This window comes from Streptomyces sp. CoH27, from assembly GCF_020181035.1.
Lineage (GTDB): Bacteria > Actinomycetota > Actinomycetes > Streptomycetales > Streptomycetaceae > Streptomyces > Streptomyces camelliae.
The window spans coordinates 144,742-170,184 of sequence record NZ_JAIQYY010000008.1 but is presented as its reverse complement, the minus strand read 5'-3'; the positions used below and the strand labels follow the sequence as shown (position 1 = coordinate 170,184).

General features: G+C 70.9%; 21 protein-coding genes. 10 read left to right on the top strand and 11 right to left on the bottom strand.

Annotated elements, in window-relative coordinates; genetic code table 11:
• Positions 1 to 186: 186 nt before the first annotated feature.
• Positions 187 to 2,514, bottom strand: a complete 2,328-nt coding sequence (locus tag LE548_RS14905; protein ID WP_225097305.1) for a transglycosylase domain-containing protein — start codon at positions 2,512 to 2,514, stop codon at positions 187 to 189.
• 408 nt (positions 2,515 to 2,922) lie between these two features.
• Here LE548_RS14905 and wblA point away from each other — a divergent pair, with 408 nt between their 5' ends.
• On the top strand, positions 2,923 to 3,261 hold the full coding sequence (gene wblA, locus LE548_RS14900) for a transcriptional regulator WblA (protein WP_225097304.1): 339 nt from the start codon (positions 2,923 to 2,925) through the stop codon (positions 3,259 to 3,261).
• Positions 3,262 to 3,547: 286 nt separating this feature from the next.
• Here wblA and LE548_RS14895 read toward each other — a convergent pair whose 3' ends face one another.
• Both LE548_RS14895 and LE548_RS14890 read right to left on the bottom strand, forming a co-directional pair.
• Complete coding sequence (locus tag LE548_RS14895) at positions 3,548 to 5,017, bottom strand: ArsA family ATPase (RefSeq protein ID WP_225097303.1); 1,470 nt, start codon at positions 5,015 to 5,017, stop codon at positions 3,548 to 3,550.
• On the bottom strand, positions 5,014 to 5,991 hold the full coding sequence (locus LE548_RS14890) for an ArsA-related P-loop ATPase (RefSeq protein ID WP_225097302.1): 978 nt from the start codon (positions 5,989 to 5,991) through the stop codon (positions 5,014 to 5,016). The genes LE548_RS14895 and LE548_RS14890 overlap by 4 nt, the downstream gene beginning before the upstream one ends.
• A gap of 116 nt (positions 5,992 to 6,107) precedes the next feature.
• Here LE548_RS14890 and LE548_RS14885 point away from each other — a divergent pair, with 116 nt between their 5' ends.
• The 4 genes from LE548_RS14885 to LE548_RS14870 are packed head-to-tail and all read left to right on the top strand — an operon-like array spanning position 6,108 to position 8,497.
• A complete protein-coding gene (locus tag LE548_RS14885; protein WP_086024262.1) occupies positions 6,108 to 6,266 on the top strand; it encodes a DUF4177 domain-containing protein in 159 nt (52 codons plus the stop codon).
• Positions 6,263 to 6,727, top strand: a complete 465-nt coding sequence (locus tag LE548_RS14880) for a RidA family protein (protein ID WP_225097301.1) — start codon at positions 6,263 to 6,265, stop codon at positions 6,725 to 6,727. Before LE548_RS14885 ends, LE548_RS14880 begins: the two co-directional genes overlap by 4 nt.
• A gap of 58 nt (positions 6,728 to 6,785) precedes the next feature.
• Positions 6,786 to 7,670, top strand: coding sequence for an NUDIX domain-containing protein (locus LE548_RS14875; RefSeq protein ID WP_225097300.1), 885 nt, complete (start codon positions 6,786 to 6,788; stop codon positions 7,668 to 7,670).
• The gene (locus LE548_RS14870) at positions 7,667 to 8,497 is read left to right on the top strand and encodes an MBL fold metallo-hydrolase (protein ID WP_225097299.1); all 831 of its coding nucleotides are present in this window, start codon (positions 7,667 to 7,669) and stop codon (positions 8,495 to 8,497) included. Before LE548_RS14875 ends, LE548_RS14870 begins: the two co-directional genes overlap by 4 nt.
• Before the next feature lie 30 nt (positions 8,498 to 8,527).
• Here the strand turns inward: LE548_RS14870 and LE548_RS14865 are convergent, their stop codons facing one another.
• Together LE548_RS14865 and LE548_RS14860 are read right to left on the bottom strand one after the other, a co-directional pair.
• Positions 8,528 to 9,349 (bottom strand): nucleotidyltransferase domain-containing protein, encoded by an 822-nt coding sequence (locus LE548_RS14865; RefSeq protein ID WP_225097298.1) that lies wholly within the window; start codon positions 9,347 to 9,349, stop codon positions 8,528 to 8,530.
• 114 nt (positions 9,350 to 9,463) lie between these two features.
• Positions 9,464 to 10,138 carry a Crp/Fnr family transcriptional regulator gene (locus tag LE548_RS14860; protein WP_014674022.1) on the bottom strand — a complete coding sequence of 225 codons (675 nt, stop codon included), beginning with the start codon at positions 10,136 to 10,138 and terminating at the stop codon, positions 9,464 to 9,466.
• 275 nt (positions 10,139 to 10,413) lie between these two features.
• Between LE548_RS14860 and nth the strand changes: the two genes are divergently transcribed.
• The 3 genes from nth (at position 10,414) to LE548_RS14845 (ending at position 13,453) form a co-directional block, all read left to right on the top strand.
• Positions 10,414 to 11,391, top strand: coding sequence for an endonuclease III (gene nth / locus LE548_RS14855; RefSeq protein ID WP_374116095.1), 978 nt, complete (start codon positions 10,414 to 10,416; stop codon positions 11,389 to 11,391).
• Between the two features lie 76 nt (positions 11,392 to 11,467).
• The gene (locus tag LE548_RS14850) at positions 11,468 to 12,160 is read left to right on the top strand and encodes a CoA pyrophosphatase (RefSeq protein ID WP_225097297.1); all 693 of its coding nucleotides are present in this window, start codon (positions 11,468 to 11,470) and stop codon (positions 12,158 to 12,160) included.
• 93 nt (positions 12,161 to 12,253) lie between these two features.
• Entirely contained in the window at positions 12,254 to 13,453 is a 1,200-nt protein-coding gene (locus LE548_RS14845) for a MarP family serine protease (RefSeq protein WP_225097296.1), read from the top strand.
• A 491-nt stretch (positions 13,454 to 13,944) separates the two neighbouring features.
• Here the strand turns inward: LE548_RS14845 and LE548_RS14840 are convergent, their stop codons facing one another.
• The 5 genes from LE548_RS14840 to LE548_RS14820 form a co-directional block, all read right to left on the bottom strand.
• Positions 13,945 to 14,865 (bottom strand): alpha/beta fold hydrolase, encoded by a 921-nt coding sequence (locus LE548_RS14840; protein ID WP_225097295.1) that lies wholly within the window; start codon positions 14,863 to 14,865, stop codon positions 13,945 to 13,947.
• Positions 14,862 to 15,350: a phage holin family protein gene (locus LE548_RS14835; RefSeq protein ID WP_225097294.1), complete on the bottom strand. Its 489-nt coding sequence runs from the start codon at positions 15,348 to 15,350 to the stop codon at positions 14,862 to 14,864. Before LE548_RS14835 ends, LE548_RS14840 begins: the two co-directional genes overlap by 4 nt.
• Before the next feature lie 71 nt (positions 15,351 to 15,421).
• Positions 15,422 to 16,876 (bottom strand): Na+/H+ antiporter NhaA, encoded by a 1,455-nt coding sequence (gene nhaA / locus LE548_RS14830; RefSeq protein ID WP_225097472.1) that lies wholly within the window; start codon positions 16,874 to 16,876, stop codon positions 15,422 to 15,424.
• Positions 16,877 to 17,063: 187 nt separating this feature from the next.
• Positions 17,064 to 19,019, bottom strand: a complete 1,956-nt coding sequence (gene acs / locus LE548_RS14825) for an acetate--CoA ligase (RefSeq protein ID WP_225097293.1) — start codon at positions 19,017 to 19,019, stop codon at positions 17,064 to 17,066.
• A gap of 116 nt (positions 19,020 to 19,135) precedes the next feature.
• Positions 19,136 to 21,871: a SulP family inorganic anion transporter gene (locus tag LE548_RS14820; protein WP_225097292.1), complete on the bottom strand. Its 2,736-nt coding sequence runs from the start codon at positions 21,869 to 21,871 to the stop codon at positions 19,136 to 19,138.
• Between the two features lie 281 nt (positions 21,872 to 22,152).
• On the opposite strand from LE548_RS14820, the gene LE548_RS14815 reads away from it, so the two are divergent.
• Positions 22,153 to 23,421, top strand: a complete 1,269-nt coding sequence (locus LE548_RS14815; protein ID WP_225097291.1) for a hypothetical protein — start codon at positions 22,153 to 22,155, stop codon at positions 23,419 to 23,421.
• A 3-nt stretch (positions 23,422 to 23,424) separates the two neighbouring features.
• Here LE548_RS14815 and LE548_RS14810 read toward each other — a convergent pair whose 3' ends face one another.
• Positions 23,425 to 24,405 (bottom strand): ATP-binding protein, encoded by a 981-nt coding sequence (locus LE548_RS14810; RefSeq protein WP_225097290.1) that lies wholly within the window; start codon positions 24,403 to 24,405, stop codon positions 23,425 to 23,427.
• Between the two features lie 101 nt (positions 24,406 to 24,506).
• On the opposite strand from LE548_RS14810, the gene LE548_RS14805 reads away from it, so the two are divergent.
• Complete coding sequence (locus tag LE548_RS14805; RefSeq protein ID WP_225097289.1) at positions 24,507 to 25,331, top strand: Fic family protein; 825 nt, start codon at positions 24,507 to 24,509, stop codon at positions 25,329 to 25,331.
• The last annotated feature ends 112 nt before the right edge of the window (positions 25,332 to 25,443 follow it).

The window sequence follows — 25,443 nt, the reverse complement described above, 5'->3', positions numbered from 1 at the left end:
GCTGACCGGGCCGACCGGCGTAAGGCCGCAGCACGGCCGCAGTCCCGTCGCAGCACGGCCGCAGTCCCGTCGCAGCACGGCCGCAGTCCCGTCGCAGTACGGCCGCAGCACGACCGGAGTACGACGACCGCGGGGCCGCACCCCGATTCCCGAGGTGCGGCCCCGCTGCCGTACGTACGCCCGGCGCTAGCGCGGGAAACCGCCGTTCCCGTTCCCATTCCCGTTGGTGCCGCCGTTGCCCTGCCCCTGGATGAAGTTGCCCGGGAGGGAGAAGGTCGGCGCCGGGACGGGGCCGCCGGTCGTGGTGCCCGTGGTGCCGCCGTCAGCCGTGCCGCCGGCCGTCAGTCCGCCGATCAGCCCGCCGATTCCCGCCGTGGTGTCCCCGTTCTTGCCGCCGTCCGTCCCCCCTTGGCCTTTTCCCTGACCCTTCCCCTTGTTGGTGTCGTCGGGGATGTCGATCAGATGGAAGTCCTGGGCGGGCTTGCCCTGCAGTGCGCCGGTCATCATGTCGCGCCAGATCGGGCCGGGGACCTCACCACCGAAGACCTTGTCGTGCGGGACGCCGCCGATGGTGATGTTGATCATCTTGCGCTTGTGCTGCGGGTCGCCGACCCAGACCGCGCCCGCCATGTTCGGGGTGTAGCCGACGAACCAGGCGGCGTAGCGCTCGTCCGTCGTACCCGTCTTGCCCGCGCTCGGGCGGTCGCCGAGGCCGGCTTCCTGGCCCGTGCCGTCCTCGACCACGCCCTTGAGGATCGTGCTGACCGTGTCCGCGGTCTTCTCGGACATCGCGCGTGAGCAGGTCGACTTCGGCACCTGCAGGGACTTCTCGTCGCTGCCGATCTTCTGGGTGATCGACTCTATGGCGACCGGCGTGCAGTACATGCCGCGCGAGGCGAACGTGGCGTACGCGTTCGCCATCGTCAGCGGCGAGACCTCCTGGGTGCCGAGCGCGATGGACGGGGCCTGGTCGATCTTGCGGCCGTCCGCGCGCCGCACGCCCATCTTCTGCGCCATCTGAGTGACCGGGCAGATGCCGATGTCGCTGATCAGCTGCACGTAGTAGGTGTTGACCGACTTGGCGGTCGCTTCCTTCATCCCGTACGGGCCGTGCTCCGAGGGGTTCTCGTTGGTCAGCTTGTCCGGGTTGTTCGGATCGGTCTTCCAGACCTTGCCGTCACACGCCTGCACGGGGCTCGGGTACGCCATCTGGTACGGCGACGAGTACTGCTGCGTCGGGGGCTTGCCGCCCTCGATCGCGGCCGCCGCGACGATCGGCTTGAACGTCGAACCGGGCTGGTAGCCCGCACCGCCGCCCATGTCCGAGTTGACCGAGAGATTGATCTGCGTCTCGTTCTTGCCGAAGCCGTACGGGCGGGACTGGCCCATCGCAAGGATCTTGCCGGTGCCCGGCTCGACGATGGTCGCGGCCGTGGCCACCGGGTCGGACTCGTAGACGTGGTTCTTGACGGATGCCTGCACGGAGTCCTGGGCCTGCGGGTCGAGCGTCGTCCGGATCGTCAGGCCGCCCTGGTTCCACAGCTTCGCCCGGTCCTCCTTGGTCTTGCCGAAGACCGGGTCGGTCAGGACGACGTCGCGGACGTAGTCGCAGAAGAAGCCGGCGCCGCGGACCGCGGTGATGCAGCCGTTCTTGGGCTGGCTCGGCTTCAGCCCGAGCGGCTTCTGCTTGGCCTCGTCGGCCTCCTGCGGGGTGATGTCGCCGACCTCGGCCATGCGCTGCAGGACGATGTTGCGCCGCTTGGTGGCCTCCGCCTCGTCGTTGACCGGGTCGTAGCGGCTCGGGGACTGCACGATGCCCGCGAGCAGCGCCGCCTCCTGGAGGTTCAGGTCCTTGGCGTGCTTGGAGAAGTACCGCTGGGCGGCGGCCTCGACGCCGTAGGCCTGCTCGCCGAAGAAGGTGATGTTCAGGTAGTTCTCAAGGATCTTCTTCTTGCCGAGCTTCTCCTCGGTCTGGATCGCGTACTTCAGCTCCTTGATCTTGCGGCCGATGGTCTGCTGGGTGGCCTCGGCGACCTTCGTCGGGTCGTCGCCGGCCTCCTCGATGAAGTAGTTCTTCACCAGCTGCTGGGTGAGCGTGGAGGCGCCCTGCGCGACCCCGCCCTCCTGCGCGTTCTTGTTCAGCGCGCGCAGCACGCCCTTGAGGTCGATCGCGCCGTGCTGGTAGAAGCGCGAGTCCTCGATCGCGACGATCGCCTTCTGCATGTACGGCGAGATGTCCTTGAGGTCGACCACCGTACGGTCGCGGGAGTAGACGCTCGCGATCTGATTGCCCTGGTTGTCCAGGATCGTCGTGCGCTGGCTCAGCTGGGGGCTCTTGAGGTTGGCCGGGATCTCGTCGAAGCTCTGGACCGATCCCTTGGCCGCGAGGCCGAGCGCGCCGGCCGCGGGCAGTGCGATGCCCGCCATCACGGCTCCGGCGAGCACACTGACACCGAGGAACTTGGCGGCCTGCTGCGTTGCCGACAGGCCACCGCCCGAGCGCTTTTTTGGCATGGGGGCAGCCTACGTTCTCAATCGCCGGACACGCGTATATGCCTTGGCCTAAGCTGCTCTCAACTGTCACAGCAGTGCGGTCACGTATCAATACGTCCGGCGACCCCGAATCGTTCCGGAGGTTCCCCAACTCTTTTGGTGGGGACGTGTCCGAATCCGCCTCGTGTGTCATCTGGTGCCCGATGTGGCGCACCACGGCTGTCCTGGTTTGCCGGGAGAGTCGTGTATGTCGCCAGCTCACTCCCGCGGGTGATCTGCCGCTTACCCATAGTCCGTTCGGGCCATTCAAGATTGGGCCCGAAGGGGGTGTTGCGCTGTCCCCACCTTCCGTAACGTCCTCAACTGGCGGCGGTGAATATGCCGCTGCCGCCGTGGGGGAGCCTCGATTCGGGAGAGGACGGCGCCGGTATGGGCTGGGTAACCGACTGGAGTGCGCAGGCTGCCTGCCGCACTACCGATCCGGATGAACTGTTCGTTCAAGGAGCAGCGCAGAACAGGGCCAAGGCGGTGTGCACCGGATGCCCGGTACGCACCGAATGCCTGGCCGACGCGCTGGACAACCGCGTCGAATTCGGCGTGTGGGGAGGCATGACGGAGCGGGAACGCCGCGCACTGCTGCGCCGGCGGCCCACCGTGACCTCCTGGCGCAGGCTGCTGGAGACCGCCCGCTCGGAGTACGAGCGCGGTTCCGGGATCGTGCCCCTCGACAGCGACGAGGTGTACGAGCACTACGCGGCGGTGAGCTGAGAGGGCAAGCGGCTCTTGGGCAGAGGGCAGTAGAGCACAGGGGCCGCACGGCACCCGTGACCGGCAAGCGCCGATCGGGCCTGGACCTGGGGGCGCCACGATCGGCCTGCGGCCCGCCCGTGGGTGCGCCTTCCGCTTCGCAGCCGTACGGCTCCCGTAACGGCACCGTACGGCATACGGCTCCCGCAACGGCATCCGTACGGCATACGGCTCCCGTGCGCGTGCCTGTGCCTGTGTGTGCCCCCTCGCCGCATGCGCACGTGCTCACCTGCTCACGTGCTCGTACTCACGTGCTTGCCCACCGCTCGGTGTGCGCCTGTGCGCCGCCCGCGGCCAGCAGGGTGCCGATGTCGCGCAGGCCTGTGAGGTCGTGGACGTCGCCGGGCAGCGCGGGTACCTCGACGACCGCCACCTCGGGGTGACGGGCGGTGAAACGGTCACGCGTGCGCTGCTCGCGCGCGAGCAGCTGCATGCGGTCGGCGTGCAGCCTCAGCAGTCCCGCGGTGAGCCGGTCGACGGGGCGCTCCGCGTCGGCGGGGGAGCCTTCCTCGGAAGCGGCGGGGGAACCTTCTTCGCGAGCGGGGGCGCCGGTTGCGGCCTCGGGTGCGGGAGGCGATGCGGAAGATTGTGAACTGCCGTACGTGTCGGGAGAGTTACGAAGTCCAGCTTTCCCGTCACCCTGATCGACAATGCGCGGGTCCTCAAGATTTTCCGCGGCGGCGAGCGCCCGCTCGGCCGACAGCCCGTCGGCACCGCTGTCGTGCACCCGGTTGAGCACCAGGCCGACCAGCGGCATGCGCTCCTCGGCCAGCCTCTCCACGAAGTACGCCGCCTCGCGCAGCGCGTCCCGCTCCGGGGCCGCGACCACCAGGAACGCCGTACCGGGCGCCTGGAGCAGCTTGTACGTGGCGTCCGCGCGTGTACGGAACCCGCCGAAGGTCGTGTCCATCGCGGCCACGAACGTCTGGACGTCCTTCAGCAGCTGACCGCCCAGCAGCTTGCCCAGTGTGCCCGTCATCATCGACATGCCGACGTTGAGAAAGGCCATGCCCGCGCGGCCGCCCAGCTTGGCCGGGGCCGTCAGCAGACGGATCAGGCGGCCGTCCAGGAAGGAGCCGAGCCGCTTGGGCGCGTCCAGGAAGTCCAGCGCGGAGCGGGAGGGCGGGGTGTCGACGACGATCAGGTCCCACTCGTCCTTCGCGCGCAGCTGGCCCAGCTTCTCCATCGCCATGTACTCCTGCGTGCCCGCAAAGCCCGCCGAGAGCGACTGATAGAAGGGGTTGGCCAGGATGGCGGCCGCCCGCTCGCGGTCCGCGTGCGCCTCCACGACCTCGTCGAAGGTGCGCTTCATGTCGAGCATCATGGCGTGCAGTTCGCCGCCCGCCCGTCGCCCGCCACCGCCCTCAGCCGAGTCGCTGCGCGATGCCCCTCCTTGATCGTCAGTGCCCTTCACCCGGCGCGGGACGTTGTCGAGGGAGTCGATGCCCATCGACTGGGCCAGCCGCCGGGCCGGGTCGATGGTCAGGACGACCACCTTGCGGCCCCGCTCGGCGGCCCTGAGGCCGAGCGCCGCCGCGGTCGTCGTCTTGCCGACCCCGCCCGAGCCGCAGCACACCACGATCCGGATCTTCGGGTCGTCCAGCAGCAGGTCGATGTCCAGCACGCGCGCGGGGGAGAGCCGGTGGGCCTTGTCGTGCCCCTCGGCGGATTCCCGCCCCTTCGCCGCCGTGGACGCCTCGGCCGGGTCCGGACTCATGACAACCCCTGCTTCCGCAGCTCGGTGGCGAGTTCGTAGAGCCCCGCCAGGTCCATGCCCTCGGCGAGTAGCGGCAGTTCGCCCAGCGGCAGGTCCAGCTCGCCGAGGACCGCGCGCTGCTCCTGCTCCAGCGCGTACCGCTCGGCATACTCCGCCGCCTGCCGCAGCAGCGGGTCCACCAGCCGCTCGGCGTGCCCGCCCCGCCGGGCCCCGCCCAGGCCGGCGGCCGAGAGTGCCTGTGCGACAGAGGAACGCTCCACGGTCCGTACGAGTTCCAGGTCGGCCGCGTCGAGCACCTCCGGCCGGACCATGTTCACGATGACGCGGCCCACCGGGAGCCGGGCCGCGCGGAGTTCGGCGATGCCGTCGGCGGTCTCCTGGACCGGCATCTCCTCCAGCAGCGTCACCAGGTGCACGGCCGTCTCCGGGGACTTCAGCACGCGCATCACGGCCTGCGCCTGATTGTGTATCGGGCCGATCTTCGCCAGGCCCGCCACCTCGTCGTTGACGTTCAGGAAGCGGGTGACGCGGCCGGTCGGCGGGGCGTCCATGACGACGTAGTCGTACGCGAACCTGCCGCTCTTGTCCTTGCGGCGCACCGCCTCGCACGCCTTGCCGGTCAGCAGCACGTCCCGGATGCCGGGCGCGATGGTGGTGGCGAAGTCGATGGCGCCGAGCTTCTTCAGGGCGCGGCCGGCACCACCGAGTTTGTAGAACATCTGGAGGTAGTCCAGAAGGGCCAGTTCCGGGTCGATGGCGAGCGCGTACACCTCCCCGCCGCCCGGAGCGACCGCGATTTTCCGCTCCTCGTACGGCAACGCCTCCGTCTCGAAGAGCTGGGCGATGCCCTGCCGGCCCTCGACCTCCACGAGAAGCGTCCGCTTCCCCTCGGTCGTGAGGGCCAGCGCGAGTGCGGCGGCGACCGTCGTCTTTCCGGTCCCGCCCTTGCCGCTGACGACCTGGAGCCTGCTCACGTCTTCGAGACTAACCAGTCCGGCCGACACTCACGCGGGAGGCTGTGGATAACGCAGGTCACCGTCGCCGGAACGCAGGTCACCGTCCCCGCGGCCGCAGCGGCTACAGTCGGCCCATGACCAAGTGGGAATACGCAACCGTGCCGCTGCTCGTCCATGCCACGAAGCAGATTCTGGACAACTGGGGCGAGGACGGCTGGGAGCTCGTCCAGGTCGTGCCCGGGCCCAACCCCGAGCAGCTCGTCGCCTACCTGAAGCGGGAGAAGCAGGCATGAGCGCGGTCGAGGCCAAGCTGGCCGAACTGGGCCTGACCCTGCCGGACGTCGTACCGCCGCTGGCCGCGTACCAGCCGGCCGTGCGGTCGGGCCTGTACGTGTACACCTCCGGCCAGCTGCCGATGATCGAGGGCAAGCTGCCGGTCACCGGCAAGGTGGGCGCCGAGGTGACGGCCGAGGAGGCCAAGGACCTCGCCCGTACGTGCGCGCTGAACGCGCTGGCCGCCGTGAAGTCCGTCACCGGTGACCTCGACCGCATCGCGCGCGTGGTGAAGGTCGTCGGCTTCGTCGCCTCCGCGTCCGACTTCACCGGGCAGCCCGGTGTCGTCAACGGCGCCAGCGAGCTGCTCGGCGAGGTCCTCGGCGACAAGGGCGTGCACGCGCGCAGCGCGGTCGGCGTCGCGGTGCTGCCGCTGGACGCGCCCGTCGAGGTCGAGATCCAGGTCGAGCTGGTTCCGTAAGCCCCGCTGACCTCGGGCACCTCTCGAACATTCGCCCTACACGGGATAGCCTCCGGCCATGGCGAACGGTCAGTGGTACCCCGAGGAGTGGCCGGACCGCATCCGCGCGCTCGCGGACGGCACCCTCACCCCGGTGTCCCCCCGGCGCGCAGCCACGGTGCTGCTGCTGAGGGACACCGAGTCCGGTCCGGTCGTCCACATGCTGCGCAGACGCGCCTCCATGGCCTTCGCCGGAGGCGCGTACGCATATCCCGGGGGCGGTGTCGACCCGCGTGACGACGACCGCCTGGTGCGCTGGGCGGGGCCCACGCGCGCGTGGTGGGCCGAGCGGCTCGGCGTCGACGAGGCGGGCGCCCAGGCGATCGTGTGCGCGGCCGTACGGGAGACGTACGAGGAGGCGGGGGTCCTGCTCGCCGGGCCCGGCCCGGAGTCGGTCGTCGGCGACACCACCGGGGAGGACTGGGAGGCGGACCGGGCCGCGCTGGTCGCGCGCGAGCTGTCCTTCGCCGAGTTCCTCGACCGGCGCGGGCTGGTGCTGCGCTCGGACCTGCTGGGCGCGTGGACCCGCTGGATCACCCCGGAGTTCGAGGCCCGCCGCTACGACACCTGGTTCTTCGTCGCCGTCCTCCCCGAGGGCCAGCGCACCCGCAACGCCTCCACGGAGGCCGACCGCACGGTGTGGATCCGCCCCGAGGAGGCCGCCGCCGGCTACGACAAGGGCGAGCTGCTGATGATGCCGCCCACCATCGCCACGCTGCGCCAGCTGCAGCCGTACGCCACCGCCGCCGAGGCACTGACAGCCGCACCCGCGCGGGACATGACGCCGGTGATGGCCGGTGCCCGTCTGGTGGACGGTGAGATCGTCCTGTCCTGGCCGGGGTATGCGGAGTTCACCAAGCACATCCCGACGGCCGAGACGAGCACCGGTGGAGGCCCCGCATGACCGACGCAAGCACACTGCCCGGCCAGCCCCGCGGCCAGGTGCTCTCCGGCCCCGCCACCGAACGGGCCGTCAACGTCCTCGCGCCCAACGCCTCCGCGATGACCCTGGACGGCACGAACACCTGGATCGTCGCCGAGCCCGACTCCGACCTGGCCGTGGTGATCGACCCGGGCCCGCTGGACGACGGCCATCTGCGCACGGTCGTGGACACCGCCGAGAAGGCCGGCAGGCGCATCGCGCTGACCCTGCTCACCCACGGCCACCCGGACCACGCCGAGGGCGCCGCCCGTTTCGCGGATCTCACCGGTACGCGCGTGCGTGCCCTCGACCCGGCGCTGCGCCTCGGCGACGAGGGCCTGGCCGCCGGCGACGTGATCACCGTGGGCGGCCTGGAGCTGAGGGTGGTCCCGACCCCCGGCCACACCGCCGACTCCCTCAGCTTCCATCTCCCGGCCGACCGCGCGGTCCTCACCGGCGACACGATCCTCGGGCGCGGTACGACGGTCGTGGCGCACCCCGACGGCCGCCTGGGCGACTATCTGGACTCCCTGCGCCGGCTGCGCTCCCTGACGGTCGACGACGGCGTCCACACGGTCCTGCCGGGCCACGGGCCGGTCCTGGAGGACGCCCAGGGCGCCGTCGAGTTCTATCTCGCCCACCGCGCCCACCGGCTCGCCCAGGTGGAGACGGCGGTCGAGAACGGCTACCGCACCCCGTCCCAGGTCGTCGCCCACGTCTACGCCGACGTCGACCGCTCCCTGTGGCCGGCGGCGGAACTCTCGGTACGGGCCCAGCTGGACTACCTGACCGAGCACGGCCTGATCTAGTCCCGGCGACCGGCTGGTCCGGCCGATCGGCTAGTCCGGCCTGGGCGCCTTGATGCCGTGCACGCGCGCGTACTCGGCGGCGAGCCAGGGGCCGAGGTCGTCGACGTACATCCGCAGCAGCTCGGGGTCGCCGACGGGTTCGTAGCCGTACTCCGCCGCCGTGCGCAGCTGTGCGGCCCGCTCCGGGTAGGAGGCGGCGAACGCCTCGGCCATCTCCCGCAGGTCGCTCGTCCAGCCGTTCCAGCGGGGCATGACGAGGGTGAAGCCGGTGCGGACGAGGTGGCGGGACATGAAGCGCACGAGGGGGCGCCGGGCCTCCTCGGTGTCGGCGGCGTCCGCGATCCGCTTCCGCCAGCGGAGCAGGAACAGGGCCAGGTCGCCGTTGGTCTCGCGGGCGAGCAGGGACTCGGGCCGGTAGCGCGGCAGGTACTCGGCGAGGTCCTCGCCGAGCAGCGGGGTGCACAGACAGGCCACGAACCAGCCCAGGTCGTAGCGCTCCAGCTCGCTCAGCACCCGGTCCCGGCTGGACAGCAGCGTGCCGACGCCGTCGATCTGCGGGAACTCCTTGTCGACGGCCTCGTCCAGCGCCCGCGCGGCCTCCCGGTCCGTCTCGGCCGGCTCCTCCCGCAGGACGACGAGCAGGTCCAGGTCGCTGCGTCCCACGCGCGCGGTGCCGCGCGGGATCGACCCGTAGAGGTAGGCGCTGTGCAGGCGCGCCCCGAAGACGTCCAGCAGCCGGTCGCGCGCGGCGGCCACGACCGGGCGGAAGGCGTCGGGCACGCGCGCGAGGGAACCTTCGCGCGCGATGAAGCCCTGCTCGTCGAGACCGGGACGACGGATCGTTTCAGCCATGGGGCAACTGTGGCGTGCCCAGGGGCCCCGAGCAGCTGATTTAACCGGGCGCCGCACTGCGGGAGCAGCCCGGCGCAGCCCCCGGCGCAGTCGGCCGGGACCGGCCGACCGGCGTCAGCGCGACCGCTTGGCGAGCCGCTCCACGTCCAGCAGGATCACGGCCCGCGCCTCCAGGCGGAGCCACCCGCGCTGGGCGAAGTCCGCCAGCGCCTTGTTCACGGTCTCGCGTGAGGCGCCGACCAGCTGGGCCAGCTCCTCCTGCGTGAGGTCGTGGACGACGTGGATGCCCTCCTCGGACTGCACGCCGAAGCGGCGCGAGAGGTCCAGCAGGGCGCGGGCCACGCGGCCGGGGACGTCGGAGAAGACCAGGTCGGACATGGCGTCGTTGGTCTTGCGCAGCCGGCGTGCGACGGCGCGCAGCAGGGCGCCGGCCACCTCGGGGCGGGCGTTCAGCCAGGGCTGGAGGTCGCCGTGGCCGAGACCGAGCAGCTTGACCTCGGTCAGCGCGGTCGCGGTGGCCGTACGCGGGCCCGGGTCGAACAGCGACAGCTCACCGATCAGCTCACCGGGGCCGACGACGGCGAGCATGTTCTCGCGGCCGTCGGGGGAGGTGCGGTGCAGCTTGACCTTGCCCTCGGTGACGACGTACAGCCGGTCACCGGGGTCGCCCTCGTGGAACAGTGAGTCACCGCGCGCGAGGGTCACCTCACTCATGGAGGCGCGGAGCTCCGCGGCCTGCTCGTCGTCGAGCGCCGCGAAGAGCGGGTTGCGCCGCAGAACGTCGTCCACGAGTTCTCTCCCTTGTCGACCTGCTCAGGGGATCTTGTTCCCCCGTGTACCAGGGGACCGTGCTCCCCATTTTGCCGGACGGTCCAAACAGTGTGATCTGTCACAAGGATGCCGCACAGGTGTCCTGAGGTAAGCGTCAGGGGTCCAATCGGGGGCCGATCTTGCGGGTCCGGGGCGGATGTCGGTGCCGGGCTCTAGGCTGGCCGGGTGTCCAAATCACCGTGAGAGCACAGGCCAAGGGGGCTTAGCGGGTGGTTGTACGTCGCGATTCCGCTGTGGGCGAACATGGTCCTGGCGGTAGTGAGAAAACCGGAAAAACGGCTAAAAAGGTCACCGCTGCCAAGAAGGCGGCCGCCAAGAAGGTGTCCGCCAAGAAGGTCGTGGCGGCCGCCAAGAAGGCCGAGGCCGTGCGGACCGGGAAAGCCGTCGCCGTGAAGAAGGCCGCGTCCGTCAAGAAGGTCGCGGTGAAACCCCCGGCGCAGGAGTCCCGCACCGCCCTGGTCCGCCGCGCCCGCCGCATCAACCGCGAGCTGGCCGAGGTGTACCCGTACGCCCATCCCGAGCTGGACTTCGAGAACCCCTTCCAGCTGCTCGTCGCCACGGTGCTGTCCGCCCAGACCACGGACCTGCGCGTCAACCAGACGACCCCGGCGCTGTTCGCCAGGTACCCGACCCCCGAGGACCTCGCCGCGGCCAACCCGGAGGAGGTCGAGGAGATCCTGCGCCCCTGCGGCTTCTTCCGGGCCAAGACCAGGTCGGTGATAGGGCTCTCCAAGGCACTCACCGAGGACTTCGGCGGTGAGGTGCCCGGCAGGCTGGAGGACCTGGTCAAGCTGCCCGGTGTCGGCCGCAAAACCGCCTTCGTCGTCCTCGGCAACGCCTTTGGGCGGCCCGGGATCACCGTGGACACCCACTTCCAGCGGCTCGTACGGCGCTGGCGGTGGACCGAGGAGACCGACCCGGACAAGATCGAGGCGGCCGTCGGCGCGCTCTTCCCGAAGAGCGAGTGGACCGATCTGTCCCACCACGTGATCTGGCACGGCCGCCGGATCTGCCACGCCCGCAAGCCCGCCTGCGGCGCCTGCCCGATCGCCCCGCTCTGCCCGGCCTACGGCGAGGGCGAGACCGATCCGGAGAAGGCGAAGAAGCTGTTGAAGTACGAGAAGGGCGGCTTCCCCGGCCAGCGCCTCAAGCCCCCGCAGGCGTACCTCGACGCGGGCGGCAAGCCGGCCCCGCCGCTGGGGGCCGCGTGACGGGCCGGTCTCGCCGCGTGACGGAACGATCTCGGGGCCCTCGGGCGTTGGACAGGCAGAGGCGACGGGGGTGGCGATGACGAAGGCCAGTGAGGCGCGGGGCGCGGTGACGCTGAGCAAGGAAGGGCTGCCCGACTGGCTGGCGCCGGTGGTGAAGGCGGCCGAGACGGTCGAGCCGGTCCAGCTGAGCAGATTCCTGCCGCCGGAGAACGGCTCGGGCCGGCAGTCGGCGGTGCTGATCCTGTTCGGCGAGGGCGAGCGCGGCCCCGAGCTGCTGCTCATGGAGCGCGCCGGCTCGCTGCGCTCGCACGCCGGGCAGCCGTCCTTCCCGGGCGGCGCCCTCGACCCCGAGGACGGCGATCCGCACGCCGACGGGCCGCTCAGAGCCGCCCTGCGCGAGGCCGAGGAGGAGACCGGCCTCGACCCGTCCGGCGTCCAGCTCTTCGGCGTGCTGCCCGCGCTCTACATCCCGGTCAGCGGCTTCGTCGTCACGCCCGTGCTCGGCTGGTGGCGCGAGCCCAGCCCGGTCGGCGTCGTCGACCCCAATGAGACGGCCAGGGTCTTCACGGTCCCCGTGGCGGATCTCACGGACCCCGCCAACCGCGCCACCGCCATCCACCCCCGGGGTCACGCCGGCCCGGCATTCCTGGTCGAATCGGCCCTCGTCTGGGGCTTCACGGCCGGCGTGATCGACCGTCTGCTGCACTACGCGGGCTGGGAGCGCCCCTGGGACAGAGAGAAGCGGGTGCCACTCGACTGGCGGTCATGACAGGGTGTCGTCGTGCTGTGTCTTTCCGGGGGACAACCCCGGACCCCCGGCCAGGCCGCGGGGAGCGGAGTGGAGTAGGCGAGGCCTGAAGCAGTGAACGCGCTGGACATCCTGTTGCTGGTCGCGGCCGTGTGGTTCGCGGTCGTGGGCTACCGCCAGGGCTTCGTCGTCGGCATCCTGTCGGTGATCGGTTTCCTCGGCGGCGGCCTCGTCGCCGTGTACACCCTGCCCGTGATCTGGGACGCCGTGACCGACAAGGCGACCGTCGGCACCACCGCGGCCGTGGTCGCCGTGGTCGTCGTGATCGTGTGCGCCTCCGTCGGCCAGGCCCTGACCACCCACCTCGGCAACAAACTGCGCCGGTACATCACCTGGTCCCCGGCCCGCGCCCTGGACGCCACCGGCGGGGCGCTGGTCAACGTCGTCGCGATGCTGCTGGTAGCCTGGCTGATCGGCTCCGCCCTCGCCGGTACGACGCTGCCGACACTCGGCAAGGAGGTGCGCGGCTCCAAGGTGCTCCTCGGGGTCTCCCGGGCGCTGCCCGCGCAGGCCAACACCTGGTTCGCGGACTTCTCCACCGTCCTCGCGCAGAACGGCTTCCCGCAGGTCTTCAGCCCCTTCGCCAACGAGCCGATCAAGGACGTCCAGCCGCCCGACCCGGCCCTCGCCGGCAGTGGGGTCGCCGCCCGCGCCCAGGACTCCATCGTCAAGGTCACCGGCACCGCCGAGAGCTGCGGCAAGGTCCTGGAGGGCACCGGCTTCGTCTTCGCCGACCGCCGCGTCATGACCAACGCGCACGTGGTCGGCGGGGTCGACGCGCCCACCGTGCAGATCGGCGGTCAGGGCCGCAGGTACGACGCCAAGGTCGTCCTGTACGACTGGAAGCGCGACATCGCCGTACTCGACGTACCGGATCTGAGGGCGACCGCGCTGCGGTTCTCCGGCCAGGAGGCGGCCGGCGGCGACGGCGCGATCGTCGCGGGCTTCCCGGAGAACGGCTCGTACGACGTGCGCGCCGCGCGCGTGCGCGGGCGCATCACGGCCAACGGTCCGGACATCTACCACCGCGGCACGGTCAGCCGTGACGTCTACTCGCTGTACACGATCGTCCGCCAGGGCAACTCCGGTGGCCCGCTGCTCACGCCCGACGGCAGGGTGTACGGCGTGGTGTTCGCCAAGTCCCTGGACGACGCCGAGACCGGCTACGCGCTCACGGCGGACGAGGTCCGCCCCGACATCGAGCGGGGCCGTGCGGCGACCGAGGAAGTGGGTACGGACAGCTGCGCTCTGTGAGCCCTGGCGGGTTCGCGTGGTGCGGGGTTCAGCCGCGCGGGTGACGCAGACGTACCGAGACCCAGCGGGCCCGGCGGCGCAGGATGTGCGGGATTCCCACCCGGAGGTCCGCCTCCGCGAGTTGCGGGGTGCCTCGCTGAGGCGTGCTCAGACCGGAGGTCGAGCGGCGGTTGCGGGGTGCGTCACTGTCGTGCGTCCAGCCCATACCCCGACGTGTGCCCCGTCAGAAGGTCGATAACCGCGTGTGCGCCCCCCAATTGGCCTATGCGGCAGGCATGTGGCCGTTCGAGGGACAAGTGTTCACCAACCGGATACATCACGCATCGACCCCGTCACCGCACGGTCACCGGCATACCGTCACCGGTCCGGCTCGGGATCCTTCAGCCAGTTGACGAGTTCCGTGGAGAACGCCACCGGGTCCTCCTCGTGCGGGCTGTGCTTTCCCGGGGGCCGACCCCCGGACCCCCAGCCGCGCGCGTGCGGGGGGCGTTTCACCGGTCCGGCTCGGGGTCTTTCAGCCAGTTGACGAGTTCCGTGGAGAACGCCACCGGGTCCTCCTCGTGCGGGAAGTGGCCGAGGCCGTCGAACAGGCGCCAGCGGTAGGGGGCTTCGACGTACTCGCCGGAGCCGGCCGAGCTGCGCGTGCGGGTCACCGGGTCGAGTGAGCCGTGCAGATGGAGCGTGGGCACCCGAACGGGGCGTTTCATACGGCGGTTGAACTGGATGCCGTCCGGCCGGGCGAACGAGCGGACCAGCCAGCGGTACGGCTCGATCGAGCAGTGCGCGGTCGACGGGATGCACATGGCCCGCTGGTACGTCTCCACCGCCTCGTCCTCCGGCGGGCGCGGCCCGGACCAGTCCCGGATCAGCCGGCCCACCAGCGCCCCGCCGTCCGCGGTGAGTTGACGCTCCGGGAGCCACGGCCGCTGGAAGCCCCAGATGTAGGAGTTCGCGGCGGTCTGCCGGGCGTCGAGCAGCATCGCCGCACGCCAGCGCCGCGGGTGCGGCATCGACACGACCACGAGCCGTCGTACGAGCTTCGGCCGCATCGCCGCCGCCGTCCATGCCAGATAGCCGCCCAGATCGTGGCCGACCAGCGCCGCGTCCGGCTCGCCGAGCGAGCGGATCACGCCGGTGACGTCCAGTGCCAGGTTGGCGGGGTCGTACCCGCGGGGCGTGCGGTCGCTGCCGCCGACGCCCCGCAGGTCCATCGCCACCGCCCGGTAGCCCGCGTCCGCGAGCGCCGTCATCTGGTGCCGCCACGTCCACCAGAACTGCGGGAAGCCGTGCAGCAGCAGCACCAGCGGGCCGTCGCCGAGCTCGGCGATGTGGAAGCGCGCGCCGTTGGCGGCGACGTCCCTGTGGGTCCAGGGACCGTCGATCCGTACGGCCGAGGGGGCGGGGTCGCTCATGACGACGAGCGTGCCACAGCTTCGATGGCCGCGGGGGTGCGGTCCTCGGGCAGTTCCGCGCGCGGGTGCGGCTTGGCGTTCTGCAGGACGCCCGCCGTCTCCTTCACCGACGCGGCCACCTTCTGCGGGCCCTTGCTCTTCTTGGCCTTCTTCGCGAAGACCAGGCCGATCAGCGCGAGGAGGACGGCGACAAGCACGTTGGCCGCGAAGGACAGCACGAAGCAGATCGCCAGATTCCAGTGGGTCCAGGTCCGGATGCCGTACGCGAGCGCGAAGTTGAGCATCGGCAGGGAGAACAGGAGCACCATGCCCGCCATCGAGAAGGCGCCGCCGCTGACCGCGCCGCGCTTCACGTCCTGCTTCAGCTGGGCCTTGGCCAGCGCGATCTCGTCGTGCACCAGCGCCGACAATTCGGTCGTCGCCGAGGCGAACAGCTGGCCGATGCTGCGTTCGGCGCCGACCGGGCTGCCGTCGGGTGCGCTCATCGCGTTCTCCCTCAGAGGTCTGTCCGGCCGTCCTGCGGGGTGGCCGTCTTGTTTTGTACCGTCTCGTCAGATCATGCCGGACGGTCGTCGTCCTCGCCTGCCCCGCCCGCCACTTCCGCAAGCCCGTGGCGGGCCGCGGCCGTCCGCTCGGCGGCTCGCTCGGCGGCGATCCGCCGGTGTTCGGCGGCCTTGCGCTCGTGGATCTCGGCCATGCGCAGGTGGTACGCCGGGTCGTCCTGCTCGTACACGTCCGGGATGCCGTCGAGGTCGTCGTCGCGCTCCTCCTCCGAGCACAGCCTGCGGTACTTGCCGTTGCGTATCTTCAGCAGCACCGTCGCCCACACCGCCGCGATCAGCGATCCGGTGAGGACGGCGGCCTTCACCTCGTCGGTGAGGACGGCATCGCCGGCGAAGGCGAGCTCGCCGATGAGCAGGGAGACGGTGAAGCCGATCCCGGCGAGCGAGGCCACCGCGAAGACGTCGGCCCAGGCGAGGTCCTCGCTGAGGGAGGCGCGGGTGAAGCGGACGGTCAGCCATGTGCCGCCGAATATGCCGAGCGTCTTGCCGACGACGAGCCCGAGCACCACGCCGAGCGTCTCCGGCTTGGTGAACACGTCCCCGAGTGCCCCGCCGGAGACCTTCACCCCGGCGCTGAACAGCGCGAACAGTGGTACGGCGAGCCCGGCCGACAGGGGCCGCACCAGGTGCTCGATGTGCTCGCCCGGGGAGTGCTGCTCGCCCTCGCGGGTGGCGCAGCGCAGCATCAGGCCCATGGCCACACCGGCGATGGTGGCGTGCACGCCGCTGTTGTACATCAGCGCCCAGATCACCAGGGCCAGCGGAACGTACACGTACCAGCCGCGCACGCCTTTGCGCAGCAGCAGCCAGAAGACCACCAGCCCGGCGACGGCCCCGCCGAGGGCGGCGAAGTTCAGCCGCTCGGTGAAGAAGACCGCGATGATCAGGATGGCGAAGAGGTCGTCGACGACCGCGAGGGTGAGCAGGAAGGCGCGCAGGGCGCTGGGCAGGGAGGTGCCGATGACCGCGAGGACGGCGAGCGCGAAGGCGATGTCGGTCGCCGTGGGCACCGCCCAGCCCTGCGCGGAGCCGTGCCCGGTGACGGCGGTGAGGGTGTAGACGAGCGCCGGTACAGCCATGCCGCACAGCGCGGCGACCACGGGCAGCGCGGCGGCTCTGGGTTCGCGCAGGTCCCCGGCGACCAGTTCGCGCTTGAGCTCGATGCCGGCGACGAAGAAGAACACCGCGAGCAGGCCGTCGGCGGCCCAGTGGGTCAAGGAGAGGTTCAGGCCGAGCGTGCCGGGGCCGAGGTGGAAGTGGCTGACGGTCTCGTAGCTGTGGTGGAGAGCCGGGATGTTCGCCCAGACGAGGGCCGCGACGGCGGCGAGAAGCAGCAGGACACCGCCGACGGTCTCGGTGCGCAGCGCGTCCGCGACGATGGCCCGCTCGGGCAGGGAGAGCCGTCCGAGGGCCTTGCGGGGGGCTTTCTGGGTGCGGGGCGCGGCCACGGCGGGGACCTCCGGGTCGGTACGGCGATGATCACGCCGTCGTGCGGGATCGCCGGCGGCGTCGCCGACCAGACTTCCCGGCACACCCTGAGGCTGCCACTTTACCGGATTTTGACGCTGGAGGTTAGTGAGGCGAACGAAAAAGGGCGCCCGGTAGTGACACCGGGCGCCCTCGCCGCCGTTGTGCCTAGTCCTCGCTGGGCGCGGCCGGCAGCTTGGCCTGGATCAGGTCCATGACCGTGGAGTCCGTCAGCGTGGTGACGTCACCGAGCTGGCGGTTCTCGGCCACGTCGCGCAGCAGGCGGCGCATGATCTTGCCGGAACGGGTCTTCGGCAGCTCGGCCACCGGCAGTATCCGCTTGGGCTTGGCGATCGGGCCGAGCGTGGCGCCCACGTGGTCGCGCAGCTCGCCGACGAGCGACTCGGTCTCCGCAGCCGTACCGCGCAGGATCACGAACGCGACGATCGCCTGGCCGGTCGTCTCGTCGGCGGCACCGACGACGGCCGCCTCGGCGACCGACGGGTGGGACACCAGCGCCGACTCCACCTCGGTGGTGGAGATGTTGTGCCCGGAGACGAGCATGACGTCGTCGACCCGGCCCAGCAGCCAGATGTCGCCGTCGTCGTCCTTCTTCGCGCCGTCACCGGCGAAGTACTTGCCCTCGAACCGGGACCAGTAGGTGTCGATGAACCGCTGGTCGTCGCCCCAGATGGTGCGCAGCATCGACGGCCACGGCTCGGTCAGCACCAGATAGCCACCGCCGCCGTTGGGCACCTCGTTCGCCTCGTCGTCGACGACGGTCGCGCTGATGCCGGGCAGCGGGCGCTGTGCGGAGCCGGGCTTGGTCTCGGTGACGCCGGGCAGCGGCGAGATCATCATCGCGCCGGTCTCGGTCTGCCACCAGGTGTCCACGACGGGCGTGCGGTCCGCGCCGATGTTCTTGCGGTACCAGACCCACGCCTCGGGGTTGATGGGCTCGCCCACCGAGCCGAGGACGCGCAGGGAGGACAGGTCGAACTTCGCGGGGATGTCATCACCCCACTTCATGAACGTCCGGATCGCGGTCGGCGCGGTGTAGAGGATCGTGACGCCGTACTTCTGCACGATCTCCCAGAACCGGCCCTGGTGCGGGGTGTCCGGCGTGCCCTCGTACATGACCTGCGTGGCGCCGTTGGCCAGCGGGCCGTAGACGATGTACGAGTGCCCGGTGACCCAGCCAACGTCGGCCGTGCACCAGTACACGTCCGTCTCCGGCTTGAGGTCGAAGACCGCGTGGTGTGTGTACGCCACCTGGGTGAGGTAGCCGCCGGAGGTGTGCAGGATGCCCTTGGGCTTACCGGTCGTGCCGGAGGTGTAGAGGATGAACAGCGGGTGCTCCGCCTCGAACGCCTCCGGGGTGTGCTCGGCCGACTGACGCTCGACCAGGTCGTGCCACCAGTGGTCCCGCTCGTCGTTCCAGGCGACGTCCTGCCCGGTACGGCGCACCACCAGCACGTGCTCGACGTTGTCGACCTTGCCGATCGCCTCGTCCACGGCGGGCTTGAGGGCGGACGGCTTGCCGCGCCGGTAGCCGCCGTCGGAGGTGATGACGACCTTGGCGTCCGCGTCCTGGATGCGGGTCGCGAGCGCGTCCGCCGAGAAGCCGCCGAAGACGACCGAGTGCGCGGCACCGATCCGGGCCGAGGCCAGCATCGCGATCGCGGTCTCCGGGATCATCGGCATGTAGACGGCGACCCGGTCCCCCTTGCGAACGCCCAGCTCCAGAAGGGCGTTGGCCGCCTTGGAGACCTCGTCCTTCAACTCCGCGTAGGTGATCGAGCGGCTGTCGCCAGGCTCACCCTCGAAGTGGATGGCGACCCGGTCGCCGTGTCCGGCCTCGACGTGGCGGTCCACACAGTTGTAGGCGACGTTCAGTTCGCCGTCCTCGAACCACTTCGCGAACGGAGGGTTCGACCAGTCCAGCGTCTCGGTCGGCTCCTTGGCCCAGGTCAGCCGGCGGGCCTGCTCGGCCCAGAAGCCGAGCCTGTCAGCCTTGGCCTGTGCGTACGCCTCCGCCGTGACGTTGGCGTGCGCGGCCAGGTCGGCGGGGGGCGCGAACCTGCGTTCTTCCTTGAGCAGGTTGGCCAGGCTCTCGTTGCTCACGACATCTCCCTCTCGAAGGGTGTCCGTTGTGTCCCAGGCCACAGCTCATCAGACGTGGGGCCCCATGACAAGGGTCGTCGGAAAAATTGGTTTAGACCTGTTCCGAATTCGGTGGCTCACACCGCCTCGCGCGCCTCCGCTTCCACGGCGACGCCCTCCCTGACGTCCTCGAACACCCTGTCTCCTGCCGCCTCCGCGAGCAGATACGCCTGCGCCTCAGCCACGTGGAAGTACATCCCGTGCAACTCCAGCTCGCCCCTGGCCAGCGCCTGGGCGACCGGCCGGTGCGCCCGCAGATGCTCCAGCTGCTGCACCACGTTGACCAGGCACAGCTGCTCGACCGCGTCCGCCGGCGCCCGCCCGGCCAGCCGGGGCCCACTGTGGCGGTCCCGGTCCATCCGGGCGAGACTCGGCATCCCGTGCCGGAGCCAGCGGCGCAGGGGGGTCGGCGCGCCGGCGAAGGCAGGTCCGGCGGATGCGGTTGTGGCGGCCCCGGGTTCGGCGGATGCGGTTCTGGCGGACCCGGGGCCGGCGGATGCGGTTGTGGCGGACCCGGGGCCGGCAGATGCGGTTGTGGCGTACCCGGACTCGCCGGCTGCGGTCTCGACGGGCCTGGGTTCGCCAGGTACGGTCTCGCCGGACCCGGACCCGGACCCGGACCCGGACCCGGACCCGGACCCGGACCCGGACCCGGACCCGGACCCGGACCCGCCGGCCGCGGTCTCGGCGGCCCCCCTGGCACCGTGCGCGTCGGACAGCAGCGCCTGCATCGCCCCGCATCCCGAGTGCCCGCACACGGTGATGGAGCGCACCCCGAGCACCTCCACCGCGTACTCGATGGCCGCCGCCACCGAGTCGTCGCCGTGCTCCTCGCCCGGCGGTGGGACCAGGTTGCCGATGTTGCGGACGACGAACAGGTCGCCGGGGCCGCTGGCGGTGATCATCGACGTGACGAGCCTGGAGTCGGCGCAGGTCAGGAAGAGCTGCGCGGGGCGCTGGCCCTCCCGGGCGAGCCGGGCCAGCTCCGCCCGCACCAGCGGCGCAGTGTGACGCTGGAACGAGCTGATGCCACGCGCCAGTTCCCGTCTCGCCGCCCGCTCCGCCTGCTGCCCCGGCGCCTGCCCCGCCGGGCCGGACGGCCTCCCCGTGGCGCACTGCTGGTGGTTGCGCCAGGGCGTCCAGGGGCGGCATGGGCACGGGGCGGACCGAGCCGGGGCGGTGGCGTCGAGGGTGCCGCTGGTCAGGGTGGAGCCGGTGGTGTCGGTCAGGGTGGTCCAGGTGGTGTCGGCTGGGGCGGAGCCGGTCGGGGTGAGCCTGGTGGCGGTCCGGATTCCGCCGCGCCGGCCCGACAGCTCGGCCGTACCGCCGCGCGCGGTGTGGGCGGCGCGCCAGTCCTGCAGGGACTCGTACGCCGCGTGGTCCATGAACGACCCGTCCAACTCCACTACGGCGTGGGCGCCTTGGGGTACGAGCTGCAGGGTTCTGCTGAGCCGGGGCACGGCGAGGAACGTCAACTGGCCTCGGACACGTACGTGATGGACTCCTTCCTGCTGGTCATGGGTGATGCGGGTGCGGGCGAGGCGGTGCAGGGCGACGGCGACCGCCACGGCGACTCCGAGGGCCACGCCCTGGAGGACGCCGAGGAGCACCACGCCGAGTGTGGTCGCGGCGTAGACCAGCACTTCGCGGTGGCGCGTCACCGTGCGGATGTGGTGCAGGGACACCATCCGGATGCCGATGGCCATCACCAGGGCGGCGAGGGAGGCGAGCGGGATCTCCTCCAGGACCGGGACCATCAGCAGCGCGGCGGCTACTACGAGAACGCCGTGCAGCATCGTGGAGTTCCGGCTTTCGGCACCGGAGTTCACATTGGCCGTGCTGCGCACCGCCACCCCCGCGACCGGCAGCCCGCCGAGCGCCCCGGAGACGATGTTGGCGGCGCCCTGGCCCAGCAGCTCCCGGTCGAGGTCGGAGCGGCCGACGCGGGGGACCGGGCCGGAGCGGGCGGCGACCAGCTTGTCCACGGCCACCGCGCCGAGCAGCGACTGCACGCTGCACACCAGGGTGGTGGTGAGTACGGCGGCGGAGATGCCGAGGACCGGTCCCTCGGGCAGCCCGGCCAGGGCGTGGCTGCGCCAGGACGGCAGATCGACCCGGGGCAGGTCGAGTCCGGCGAGGGCTGCTGTGACGGTGGCCCCGGTCACGGCGACGAGGGCGGCCGGCACCCTGCGCAGCATCCGTCCGGTCCGGCCGGGGAGCCGGGGCCAGGCCAGCAGCAGGGCGAGCGTGAGCGCGCTCATCGACGCGGCGCCCGGGTGCAGCCGGGCCAACTGGGTGGGCAGTGCACGGAGGTTGGCGACGACCGAGCTGTCCGGGCTGCCGCCGAGGACGATGTGCAGCTGGGCGACGGCGATGGTGATGCCGATGCCGGCGAGCATGCCGTGCACGACCGCCGGACTGACCGCGAGCGCGCCGCGAGCCACCCGCAGACAGCCGAGCGCGAGCTGGGCGAGTCCGGCGAGGACGGTGATGCCGCAGGTCGCCCGCCAGCCGTAGCGGTGGATCAGGTCGGCGGTGACGACAGTGAGTCCGGCGGCGGGCCCGCTGACCTGGAGCGGGCAGCCGCCGAGCCGGCCGGCGACGAGCCCGCCCACGGCCGCGGCGACGAGACCGGCCTGGAGCGGGGCGCCGGTGGCCAGGGCGATGCCGAGGGACAGGGGCAGGGCGATCAGGAAGACCGCGACGGACGCGGACAGGTCGGCGGTCCCGACAGGGAAGCGCCGACGGCGCCCGGTCGGCGGGCTGTGCGGCGGGTGGGGGTGCTGGGTGTGAGGGGGTGCGCAGATCGGCATGGTCCCGTCTCCTCCGGGGCGGCGTGGTCGCGGACTGGGGCGGGATGGAGCACTGTCAGTAAATTAAGAGTAACGCAAAGTAAAGAAAGGGCATAGTTTTTCGGGGTAAATAGCGCATTTGATCCCCCGTGTGAGTGAAGTAATCAATCGATCGGCTTGTCGTACTAATCCCTTCCCGGTCCCGTGCGACCTTGGCCGCACTGTCGGTGCAAGCCCGGCACTTCACCAGAAAACGGCCATCGTCAGCGTCTGTCCGAGAGAAGGAAGAAGGTGGGCGGAGCATGACCGCCACCCAGAGGATCGCCGTCGGCGTCGTGGTCGCCGCGGCCTGCGCCTCGTCGCTCGCCGGTTGCGCGACCGGCTCCCACGGTTCCAAGGAAGGGGTGTCCGGTCCGCCGAAGGGTGCGCCGGCGCCGCCCAAGAGCGTGGTCCGGCTGATCGGTGACGGATCGACCGCGTACACCGGCGCGCAGCCGCATCTGCCCCGGCCCGAGCGGCTGAAGCCCGGTCAGAAGCCACCGCAGTTCGTCGTCTTCTCCTGGGACGGCGCGGGCGAGGACAGTCAGAAGCTGTTCTCGCACTTCCGCAAGGTCGCCAAGGAGAACAACGCGACCATGACGTACTTCCTGAGCGGCGTGTACGTGCTGCCGGAGGACAAGCGTGACCTCTACAAGCCCCCGCAGCACTCGCCGGGGCGCTCGGACATCGGCTTCAACGACGAGCAGGGGATCGCCGACACCGTCAAGCAGGCACGGCTGGCCTGGCTGGAGGGCAACGAGATCGGCACCCACTTCAACGGTCACTTCTGCGGGCCCGACGGCGGGGTCGGCACCTGGTCGGTGGACGAGTGGAAGAGCGAGATCGCCCAGGCCAAGCAGTTCGTGAAGACCTGGAAGACCAACAGCGGCATGAAGAACGCGGCCCCGCTGCCCTTCGACTACGACAAGGAGCTGATCGGCGCCCGCACCCCCTGTCTCGAAGGCCAGAAGAACTTCATGAAGGCCGCCCACGACCTGGGCTTCCGCTACGACTCCAGCGGCGTCAACAACCAGGTCTGGCCCAAGAAGAAGGAGGGCCTGTGGGACCTGTCGATGCAGCTGGTGCCCTTCCCCGGGCACACCTTCGAGCAGCTGACCATGGACTACAACTTCATGGTCAACCAGTCCGGTACCCAGACCCAGGGCGACCCCGACAAGTTCGACTACTGGGGCGACCAGATGCGCGACGGCCTCGTCAAGGGCTTCTACCGGGCCTACGACGGCAACCGCGCGCCGCTGATCATCGGCAACCACTTCGAGTCCTGGAACGGCGGCACGTACATGCGCGCCGTCGAGGACACGGTGAAGGAGGTGTGCAACAAGCCGGACGTGCGCTGCGTGTCCTTCCACCAGCTGGCCGACTGGCTGGACGCCCAGGACCCGAAGACCCTGGAGAAGCTGCGCACCCTGAAGGTGGGTGAGGCGCCCCGGCAGAGCTGGGCGTCCTTCCTTTCCGGCGGTCCGGCTCCGGCGCCCAAGGGCGTGCCCGGGGCGCCGGCGGTCAGGCAGTAGGCGTCAGACCGGAGTTGCCACACTCTCGCCGAGCACGAAGGAGGGGTCGACCTGCGCTGCCAGGTCGGCCCCGGTGCGTTCGTTGCCCCAGGCCTCGGCGTTCTTCAGGTGGAAGTGCACCATCTGGCGGGTGTAGCGCTCCCAGTCCCGCAGCTCGTACGTGGCGTCCGCTGCGTCCTTGAGGGTGTGCAGGGCACGGGAGTTGGCCTCTTCCAGGAGGTTGAACCGGGGCGGGCGGCCCTTCTCCATGGCGCGGACCCAGTCCGAGCGCCCGACCGTCACGAGCAGGTCGTCCCCGACCTCCGCGCGCAGGAAGTCGATGTCGTCCTGTTCCTGGATCTTGTTGCCGACGACCTTCAGGGCGACGCCGAAGTCGCTGGCGTACTCCTTGTACTGGCGGTAGACGGAGACCCCCTTCCGGGTCGGCTCGGCGACGAGGAACGTCATGTCGAAGCGGGTGAACATGCCGGAGGCGAAGGAGTCCGAACCCGCCGTCATGTCGACCACGACGTACTCGCCGGGGCCGTCGACGAGGTGATTCAGGAACAGCTCCACTGCTCCCGTCTTGGAGTGGTAGCAGGCGACCCCCAGGTCGGCGTCCGTGAAGGGGCCGGTGACCATCAAACGGACGGCGCCCCCGTCGAGTTCCACCGGACGCGCGCAGGCGTCGTAGATCTGGTTCGGCTCGCGCACGCGCACCAGGCGCGAGCCCTCGCCGGGCGGGGTCGTTTTGATCATCGTCGCGGCCGAGGGGATGCGCGGGTTGCCGCCACGCAGGTAGTCCTTGATCAGCGACAGCCGCTCGCCCATGGCGGGCAGTGCGGCCGCCTCCGCCTCGTCGAGGCCGAGCGCCGGGCCGAGGTGCTGGTTGATGTCTGCGTCGATGGCGACCACCGGGGCGCCGGTGACCGCGAGATGGCGGATGAAGAGGGAGGAGAGTGTGGTCTTGCCACTGCCGCCCTTCCCGACGAAAGCAATTTTCATGTTCACCAACGGTAGTCGGGTGATAGCTGTATGTGTCAGGTGGAAGTGAAGAAGACCACTCCTTCGAGGGGTCGGCCGAAGAGGTGCGTAGGGTCGTACTCATGAGTAAGACAGGCGCGACCGCCGATCCGCTCGCGGCCCTGGGCTCGCTGCCCGGTGTGGCCGAGTCCGTGGAGTCCGTGCGCAAGGCCGTGGACCGGGTCTACGGACACCGGGTCATGCGGCGCCGCAGCACCGAGATCACCGCCGAGGCGGCCCTGCGCGGCGCCCGCGGCTCCGCGGCGCTGTCCGGTGCCGACTGGGCCCTGGAGGAGGTGCGGCGGCGTACCGACTTCAGCGGCGATGCCGAGGCGCGCGTGATGGGCGCCGCCCTGCGGCTGTCGGCCGAGGCGGGGCAGCTGCTGTCGATCTGGCGTCAGTCGCCGCTGCGGGTGCTGGCCCGGTTGCATCTGGTGGCCGCGGCGAGTGGCGGCGAGGAGGTCGGCCGGCCGCGCCAGGCCGGCGAGCCGGTGGACGAGCCGCTGATCGAACTGCCGCTGCCGGATGCCGCGGAGGTCTCGGGCCGGCTGGAGGGGCTCGCGGACCTGATCATCGCCGGAACGTCGGCGCCCGCGCTGGTGACGGCCGCCGTGGTGCACGGCGAACTGCTCGCGCTGCGGCCCTTCGTGTCCCACAACGGGCTCGTCGCGCGCGCGGCCGAACGGATCGTGCTGATCGGCAGCGGCCTGGATCCGAAGGCGATCTGCCCGGCCGAGGTCGGGCACGCCGAACTGGGCCGCGCCTCCTATCTGGCCGCGTTGGACGGATATGTCTCGGGTACCCCCGAGGGCATGGCTGCCTGGATCGCCCATTGCGGGAAGGCGGTCGAGCTGGGTGTGCGTGAGTCGACGGCGGTGTGCGAGGCGCTGCAGCGCGGCGCGGCCTGAGCGGACGAGGGCGGCGCCGCGGGGCCGGACACGGGTTGCGGCGGTACGAGTGCTCGTACCGCCGCTGGCATGCTCATCGGGTTACCAAGCGTCCTCGATATGTGCCCATCAG

Coding starts and splice junctions, on each gene's coding strand:
- LE548_RS14905 (WP_225097305.1), bottom strand. CDS start 2,514: ATGCCAAAAAAGCGCTCGGGCGGTGGCCTGTCGGCAACGCAGCAGGCC.
- wblA (WP_225097304.1), top strand. CDS start 2,923: ATGGGCTGGGTAACCGACTGGAGTGCGCAGGCTGCCTGCCGCACTACC.
- LE548_RS14895 (WP_225097303.1), bottom strand. CDS start 5,017: ATGAGTCCGGACCCGGCCGAGGCGTCCACGGCGGCGAAGGGGCGGGAA.
- LE548_RS14885 (WP_086024262.1), top strand. CDS start 6,108: ATGACCAAGTGGGAATACGCAACCGTGCCGCTGCTCGTCCATGCCACG.
- LE548_RS14880 (WP_225097301.1), top strand. CDS start 6,263: ATGAGCGCGGTCGAGGCCAAGCTGGCCGAACTGGGCCTGACCCTGCCG.
- LE548_RS14875 (WP_225097300.1), top strand. CDS start 6,786: ATGGCGAACGGTCAGTGGTACCCCGAGGAGTGGCCGGACCGCATCCGC.
- LE548_RS14870 (WP_225097299.1), top strand. CDS start 7,667: ATGACCGACGCAAGCACACTGCCCGGCCAGCCCCGCGGCCAGGTGCTC.
- LE548_RS14865 (WP_225097298.1), bottom strand. CDS start 9,349: ATGGCTGAAACGATCCGTCGTCCCGGTCTCGACGAGCAGGGCTTCATC.
- LE548_RS14850 (WP_225097297.1), top strand. CDS start 11,468: ATGACGAAGGCCAGTGAGGCGCGGGGCGCGGTGACGCTGAGCAAGGAA.
- LE548_RS14840 (WP_225097295.1), bottom strand. CDS start 14,865: ATGAGCGACCCCGCCCCCTCGGCCGTACGGATCGACGGTCCCTGGACC.
- LE548_RS14835 (WP_225097294.1), bottom strand. CDS start 15,350: ATGAGCGCACCCGACGGCAGCCCGGTCGGCGCCGAACGCAGCATCGGC.
- LE548_RS14820 (WP_225097292.1), bottom strand. CDS start 21,871: ATGCCGATCTGCGCACCCCCTCACACCCAGCACCCCCACCCGCCGCAC.
- LE548_RS14815 (WP_225097291.1), top strand. CDS start 22,153: ATGACCGCCACCCAGAGGATCGCCGTCGGCGTCGTGGTCGCCGCGGCC.
- LE548_RS14810 (WP_225097290.1), bottom strand. CDS start 24,405: ATGAAAATTGCTTTCGTCGGGAAGGGCGGCAGTGGCAAGACCACACTC.
- LE548_RS14805 (WP_225097289.1), top strand. CDS start 24,507: ATGAGTAAGACAGGCGCGACCGCCGATCCGCTCGCGGCCCTGGGCTCG.